This window comes from Methanosaeta sp. UBA356 (assembly GCF_002496465.1).
Lineage (GTDB): Archaea > Halobacteriota > Methanosarcinia > Methanotrichales > Methanotrichaceae > Methanothrix > Methanothrix soehngenii.
Genome location: NZ_DAKC01000054.1, coordinates 1 through 7,307 on the forward strand (window position 1 = coordinate 1; position 7,307 = coordinate 7,307).

At 54.3% G+C, this 7,307-nt stretch carries 6 protein-coding genes and 1 pseudogene; 4 read left to right on the forward strand and 3 right to left on the reverse strand.

The window, feature by feature from the left end:
• Nucleotides 1–351 precede the first annotated feature (351 nt).
• Nucleotides 352–2,343, forward strand: a complete 1,992-nt coding sequence (locus BP727_RS04710; protein WP_013718271.1) for an aconitate hydratase — start codon at nucleotides 352–354, stop codon at nucleotides 2,341–2,343.
• A gap of 14 nt (nucleotides 2,344–2,357) precedes the next feature.
• On the opposite strand, the gene BP727_RS04715 is transcribed toward BP727_RS04710, so the two are convergent.
• On the reverse strand, nucleotides 2,358–2,801 hold the full coding sequence (locus BP727_RS04715; protein ID WP_157863616.1) for a hypothetical protein: 444 nt from the start codon (nucleotides 2,799–2,801) through the stop codon (nucleotides 2,358–2,360).
• 126 nt (nucleotides 2,802–2,927) lie between these two features.
• Between BP727_RS04715 and tgtA the strand changes: the two genes are divergently transcribed.
• Nucleotides 2,928–4,367: a tRNA guanosine(15) transglycosylase TgtA gene (gene tgtA / locus BP727_RS04720; RefSeq protein WP_273278918.1), complete on the forward strand. Its 1,440-nt coding sequence runs from the start codon at nucleotides 2,928–2,930 to the stop codon at nucleotides 4,365–4,367.
• Complete coding sequence (arcS, locus tag BP727_RS04725; RefSeq protein WP_273278917.1) at nucleotides 4,364–6,121, forward strand: archaeosine synthase subunit alpha; 1,758 nt, start codon at nucleotides 4,364–4,366, stop codon at nucleotides 6,119–6,121. Before tgtA ends, arcS begins: the two co-directional genes overlap by 4 nt.
• A gap of 157 nt (nucleotides 6,122–6,278) precedes the next feature.
• Here the strand turns inward: arcS and BP727_RS04730 are convergent, their stop codons facing one another.
• Both BP727_RS04730 and BP727_RS04735 read right to left on the reverse strand, forming a co-directional pair.
• Nucleotides 6,279–6,506, reverse strand: a complete 228-nt coding sequence (locus BP727_RS04730; protein WP_013718268.1) for a type II toxin-antitoxin system HicB family antitoxin — start codon at nucleotides 6,504–6,506, stop codon at nucleotides 6,279–6,281.
• Between the two features lie 279 nt (nucleotides 6,507–6,785).
• Nucleotides 6,786–7,106 (reverse strand): hypothetical protein, encoded by a 321-nt coding sequence (locus BP727_RS04735; RefSeq protein WP_157863615.1) that lies wholly within the window; start codon nucleotides 7,104–7,106, stop codon nucleotides 6,786–6,788.
• A gap of 58 nt (nucleotides 7,107–7,164) precedes the next feature.
• On the opposite strand from BP727_RS04735, the pseudogene BP727_RS04740 reads away from it, so the two are divergent.
• Nucleotides 7,165–7,307, forward strand: a pseudogene (locus BP727_RS04740) (adenine methyltransferase); the annotation flags it as partial.

Consider the following 7,307-nt stretch of genomic DNA (forward strand, 5'->3'; position numbering starts at 1 on the left):
GATGCGATGCCTAAGCGGCCCATATAGGTAGTCACCTGCAGTATTTAATCTTTTCCCCTGCACCTCAGATTTTGAGGCTGAGAAAATCGCAGCGACAGCTTCAGGCCGATCTCGTATTCTTTGGTCCCATAATCAATATCTACAGGACCTGTCACCCAACCCTTTCAGGCGGGCCGAACCCATCCAATAACTCAGAGGTATATAACCTTTTTGCTCACGCCGCATAAGACACCGATTCTTGCGCCGAAGATGGATCGAAGAATTCCGCCGCATATATAACGCCACAATCGTCGAGTATTAATATCATCATCGTCGACACCAGCTGATTGATATGTCTGCTGGAGGTCTTTTATGGGTTACACATTAACTGAGAAGATCCTGCGAGAGCATCTCGCGGATGGCTCCTACGAGCTGGGCAAAGAGATAGGCATAAAGATAGACCAGACGCTGACCCAGGATGCTACGGGCACCATGGCTTATCTCCAGTTCGAGTCCATGGGGCTATCTGATATCGCCACTGAGCTTTCCGTGAGCTATGTCGATCACAATACCATCCAGGTGGGATTCGAGAACGCCGATGACCATGCCTACCTGGAGTCAATCGCTAAGAAGTACGGCATATACTTCTCCCGTCCAGGAAACGGCATCTGCCATCAGGTCCATCTGGAGAGATTCGCCCGCCCGGGAAAGACCCTTCTGGGCTCAGACAGCCACACCCCCACCGCGGGTGGGGTTGGCTCTTTGGCCATGGGTGCGGGCGGGCTGGATGTGGCGGTGGCCATGGGCGGAGGAGCATACTACCTCGCTGCCCCCAAAGTAATCGATGTCCACCTAATGGGCAATCTCCAGCCCTGGTCCACAGCCAAAGACGTAGCGCTAAAGGTACTGCAGATCCTGAGCACAAAGGGAAACGTGGGCTTCGTCTCCGAGTATACCGGCCATGGCATAGCCGGCCTGACGGTACCGGAGAGAGCGACCATCACCAACATGGGAGCTGAGACCGGGGTGACCACATCCATATTTCCCAGCGACCTGCAGACCAAGAGGTTCCTGGCTGCTCAAGAGAGAGAGAGTCAATGGAAACCTCTTGCCGCAGACAAAGATGCCACCTACGACCGCAGCCTGGAGATCGACCTGGCGGAGATCGAGCCCCTGGCAGCCGCTCCCCACAGCCCGGGGAACATAATTAAGGTCGGGGACCTGGATCTTGCTGTAGACCAGGTGATGATAGGCTCCTGCACCAACTCCTCTTATGTAGACCTGATGACGGTGGCCAGGATGGTAAGGGGAAAGAGGCTTCCTGAAGGCATTTCTTTAGGAATCGCCCCCGGATCGCGACAGGTCTTGAATGCCATTGCCAAAAATGGCGCCCTCAGCGACTTGATAGCATTCGGGGCCAGAATACTGGAATCGTCCTGCGGATTTTGCATTGGAAACAGCATGTCCCCTTGCACCAACTCCGTCTCCGTCCGCACCAGCAACCGCAATTTTATGGGTCGATCCGGCACTCCCAGCGCCAATGTATACTTGACCAGCCCGGTAGTTGCGGCTGCTGCCGCTCTCACCGGCAGGCTGACTGACCCAAGAGAGCTGGATATGGAGTTTCCAGGAATCCAGATGCCCGATCATTTCGATATCGATGACCGGATGATCATTCCGCCTCTGTCACCGGAACAGAGGGCAAGAGCTACGATCTGCCGCGGACCGAACATCGGCCAACCTCCCGTCAACCAACCCCTTCAAGAGGATATAGCAGGATCCGTGACCATAAGGGTGGGAGATCTGATAACAACTGATCACATCATGCCTGCTGGGTCCCGGCTCAAATACCGCTCAAACGTTCCCAAGTATGCAGAGTTCGTCTTTGAACCACTGGATAAGGACTTCTTCTCCCGGGCATCCTCCCTCCGCGATCAAGGCTTCCATAATCTGATCGTGGCCGGCCTGAGCTATGGCCAGGGCTCATCCCGCGAGCATGCGGCCATGTGTCCCATGTACCTGGGAGTGAAAGGGGTGATCGCAAAATCCATAGAAAGGATACATGCCGCTAACCTGGTGAACTTCGGCATAGTGCCGTTTACCTTTGAAAAAGAGTCTGACTGGGATCTGCTGCCGGAAAAAACGAATATAAGAATCCCTGGCATTCGCAAATCTTTAGAGAAGGGCCTAGATAGTGTGCTCGCCCATGCAGAAAGCAGCAGAAAAGGAGAAGAAGGAGTGGGAAGGAAAGGAGAAAATAAAAAGGAAGAAGAGCTAGTTCTGAAGATGAACCTCTCTCGTCGCCAGAGGATGATTCTCCTGGCCGGCGGACTCTTGCCCTTTACAGTCATGTCAAGAAAATAAATGAAATTAGCCGCTCAGACGTTGAAGAACGACATGACACTCTGAGAGAGCAGATTCCCTGTAGCATCAACTGCAGGAGTGGCACTGGTGGCATTCAGGCCTGCTACAGCAGCGAATTTGCCAAGATCGTTCAGGCCCAGTTCACGGTATACCGCGGTCTTCAGGGCCTGGCTGTTCTTCTCTTTCTCGCTGAGGCCCATGGTTGAGACATTGCTCTTGAAGCTCGTGGAATCAAGCTGCATAGGGGTGCTGAACATCAGGGGGAAGTTGTTTACCCACATATCCATTTCAGAGGTCATGACGTGGCTGCTCTGGTTCTTGTTGCCGACAACATAATTGCTCCAGTAGTTATTCACATAAGGTTCAAAGGTTGAGGTGATTGGTTCATTGAAGAATGCCCTTTGAGTGGAGCTATAACCATCTCCCAGGCCGCTACCCTGGGCACCTGCTAGGCCCATCAGGCAGAATAGTGTAACCAATGCGGTTATATTTTTCATATTAATCAATCCTCTTATATTCAGTTTTCCTTATCCCCTGATGATCAGACCCAACCTATTTATTCCTTATTGGTGAAGGATTTGCATATGCCGGACCGCTTCGAGATACTGCATAAAGATCTGGCCGGAAGGATCGGCCGGCTTTCTACTCTTCATGGCACCGTCGAGACACCACTGCTCATGCCTGTGATAAATCCCCACCTTCCCCTCATCCCTCCAGATGAGCTGGCCTCGATGGGTGCGGAGATGGTTATCACCAACAGCTACATAATAAATCAGGATCCTGACTTGAGGGAAGGAGCAATAGAGCAGGGCTTGCACCATCTCCTGGGCTTTCCCGGGCCCATAATGACCGACTCAGGAGCCTTTCAGCTCTCCGTCTATGGCGATATCGATGTTCTGCCTCTGGAGATCCTTGATTTTCAGTTTGCCATAAAATCAGACATATCCGTGCCCCTGGATATACCCACCCCACCTGATGTCTCCAGGGAGAGGGCGGAGTCGGAGTTGAATATCACAGAGGAACGACTGCGGGAGGCAGCCGGCCTGAAGAGAGATGCCCTATTGGCCGGACCGGTTCAGGGATCTACCTATCCCGACCTCCGGGAAAGGGCGGGGAGATTCGCCCGAGAGCTCGGATTTGATCTTTATCCCATAGGAGGAGTGGTGCCTCTGATGGAGGCCTACCGTTTCAGGGATCTGGTAGATGTGGTTGTCTCTGCCAAGAAGGGTTTGGGCTCGGGGGTGCCAGTCCATCTCTTCGGAGCTGGACACCCCATGATCTTTGCCCTGGCCGCTGCTATGGGCTGCGACCTCTTCGACTCCGCTGCTTATGCCCTCTACGCCCGGGAGGGCCGCTATCTGACCGTCCAGGGAACTCGGAAGCTGGAGGAGATGAAGCATCTTCCCTGCTCCTGCCCAGTCTGCCTGAAATATACTCAGCAGGAGCTGATGGATAGCCCCCAAAGATCGAGGGAGCTGGCCCGCCACAACCTTTACGTCTCCCTGCAGGAGATCAAGCTCGTCCGGCAGAGCATTCGCGATGGCTCGCTATGGGACCTTATGGAGACGCGCTGCCGGTCTCATCCCCGCATGCTGGACGGCCTGAAACAGCTGGCCTCATATGGAGATTGGCTGGAGGGCCTGGACTCAGCCAGCAAGTCCACATTTTTTTATCTGAGCCCAGAATCTGCAAGCCGGCCTGAGGTCATCCGCCATGGCCGGAGGATCGAGCGGATCAGCCTGAAAGGCGAGGTTCTGATCACCGATGATCCAAACGCGAACCCGAGCGGTTATGATAACGTCCTGAATTTCAAGCCACCATTCGGACCCTATCCGACGCAACTCTCGGAGACCTATCCATTCAACGCCGAAGTCCCGGCGGAGGCTGACGATGCGGCGATAGATCGAGCGGTAAGGATCACAAGAAGGCTGATCGAGGCCAATCCAGATGCCCGGTTCACCTTCCGGCTGAAGATCAACCTTAAAGAAAGATTAGAGCAATTGCCCAAGGTGCATATGCCATGACAAAATATTTCGAGATCCTCCGCCGCGACGGCCCTGCTCGGATGGGAAAGCTCCTCCTGAACAGGCAGATCAGCACTCCCGGCGTTATCACTCCTGACGACTACCTATCCGCAGGAAGCGTCTATAGCTATGAATCCCTGGATGAGGCCATAGCCATTCAGGAGGGGTTGAAGGGTCAAAAGAAGCTGGCCATCTTGCCTTACGTCCCTTCAGCATTGCACTCCGAGCCGGCCCTGGAGCTGCCCGCAATGGATTTGGACGGCCCCAAAGGATTGCTCGTCCACCCCTTCAGAGAGAAGACGCCGGAGGGGGCCGATGTCTATCTGATGGGCAATGCCGGAAGCCTCAAGAATCCCAGAGACCTGGTGAAGGCGATCATCGGGGTTAGGGATAAGACTGCTCCAGATAGCGCTCTTTATGCACCTGCTCTTGCCACGCCCGCCAATCTGGCCCTTCTGGTCTATTTGGGAATAGATCTCATTGATGGCACCAGGATGATAGCAGATGGCCTCCTGGGCCGTTACCATACCCGGGACGGAGTCTGGAGCGCCAAAGAGCTGGCCGAGAGGGATGAGCTTTTCTGCCTCTGTCCTCACTGCCAGAAGATGCGGGAGAAGGAGACCAGACAGGAGACGGATCTCCTCGTTGCCCATAACCTCCAGAAGCTCGATGAGGAGCTGCTGGCGGTCAGAGAAGCGGTCCGCTCCCAAAAAATCAGGGAGTACGTGGAGCGGCAGGTGAGGGTGACGCCCGACCAGACCGCTGCCCTGCGCCTGCTGGACGCGGAGCACCGGTATCTGGAGAGGAGGACGCCCGTCAGCCGGCGCAGCATCTTTTATGCCAACTGCGCCGAGTCATTGCAGAGGGTGGAGGTAACTCGATTTGCAGAAAGGGTTTTAGAGAGATATCAGGCTCCGCAAAGCGATGTGCTGCTGCTCCTGCCCTGCTCCGCTCGCAAGCCCTACTCCACCTCCCGGTCACACCGCCTCTTCGCCGAGGCCATTGGCTCCGCCAGGCGCTATCTGCATGAGCTGATACTGACCTCGCCCCTGGCGCTCGTGCCACGGGAATTAGAGGAGGCTTATCCTGCTGCCAGCTACGATGTCCCCGTCACCGGCCGCTGGGATCGAGAGGAGAGAGCATGGCTGGCCGGGTGCCTGAAAGCTTACCTGAAAAGGAACCGGTATGTCAGAATAGTGGCCCACCTGGATGGAGAGCTGGAGCAGACGATGCAAGAGCTGGGCCTGGATGCGGTCTACACAGGCGGAGGTACCAGTGGGCCCGCTCTGGCACGCCTCGGTGAGGCGGTCAAAGAAGCATGCCGCGACGCAGCACGCCTGCCAGACCTGCGGCTATTGCGCTACCGGGCCCATGCCGACTTCTATTTCGGCCAGGGTGCGGGCGATGCTCTGCTGGCGGGAAAGATCGTAGTCAGGGGCAGAGAAATTCAGGATGAGAACAAGAGGCCGCTGGCCACCTGGACAATAAACGGCAACATGGCGTTGTCGATGGCGGGGGCAAAGCGCCTGGAACCCCTGGGCCGCTATACGGTCAGGATAGGCGACTTTCTGCCCCGAGGCTCGCTGCTCGCACCGGGCGTGGTGGATGCAGACGAAGAGATCCGGCCGGGTGATGAGGTGATCGTCGAGGGCGAGCAGGCCTTTGGTATTGGCCGGGCGAAGATGTCCGGCTGGGAGATGGTGGCATCAAGGAGAGGAGTGGCGGTGGAGATCAGGCACATAAAGGAGAGGTAGAGGCGCCTCCAGCGCAAACGGGTTTACGGGCCTCTCGCGCTCTGGTTTTCATGGTTTTCCTTTCAGGTGCCCAGCGAATCGGGCCTGCAGGACCCTCAAGAAATGAATCCTTTAGGCAATATAATGAACTGGATTCATTTGCTGATATCAGGCAATATCACAGGCCGGGGACTTCCACTCTAACCTTTCCTATGAATAGACTCTCCTCGATTGGGGCCGCCACTAGATCTTCCTTCAGGGCTATCAGGTGGGATTCGATGGCTTCCTTGGTATTTTGCAGGGTTTGATCTATTGTTTCTCCTTGAGAGTAGCATCCAGGAAGAGCGGGAACTTCAGACCAGAAGCCACCCTCTTCCGCCTGATGGATCAAAATAGTATATTCCATAATTAATCACTCCTTCAAGAGTATCATGAATTCTTCATCATCCAGGCCGGCCTTTCTAATTGCCGACTTTAGCAGGCCAATCTTAAGACTCCCTGAGACTGGGATAGTTATGAGCTATCCATTTGGCATTTTAATGTTGACATGATCACCTTTTCCGCGGCGGACTATTCCGCCTGCTTTGATGAAAGCCTTAATCGCTTCCTTGCCGCTTACACTTCTCAATAGGCCCAATGGAATCCATCCGAACTACCCGAGACTTCTGCATATCTGTAGTTGTTTTTATACATCTAATTTATGCTTATTTCCCCCTGGTGCATTGCTATCTGGCCTGGCGCACCGCAGGCCGCGTCTCTTCGCATATTCTTCAAGGCTGATAAAATCATCCTTTTCCAGTTCGATGAGTGCATGAATTTCCTCTGCGGTCGATTCATCACACTCTTCCAGAGCGTCTAAGCCCTGGTCGCTGGTGGATTCCTCTCTTTTAGTCTTGATTCTGCCTCGTGCTGCCATTGAATCACTATCTTCTCTGCTATTCTTAATAATTTCGCCTATATGCGTTTTCTTCTGAGACACCAAAACCTTTTTCGTTATGACTGTCACAGGAAATCTGCAAACCATCCAAGCAATCGACATTTTTGTCGAGATATACGTAAGGGAGATGCTCATGCCACGCCTGACCGAAAGAGAACAGCAGGAGATAATCCGCTACATAGAAGCCGATAAGCCCCTGCCAGACAAGTACCGCTTTCTGCTCTTTGAGGATAAGCGCGAGGTGGAGCTGGTTTGGAACGGCAAGACAAA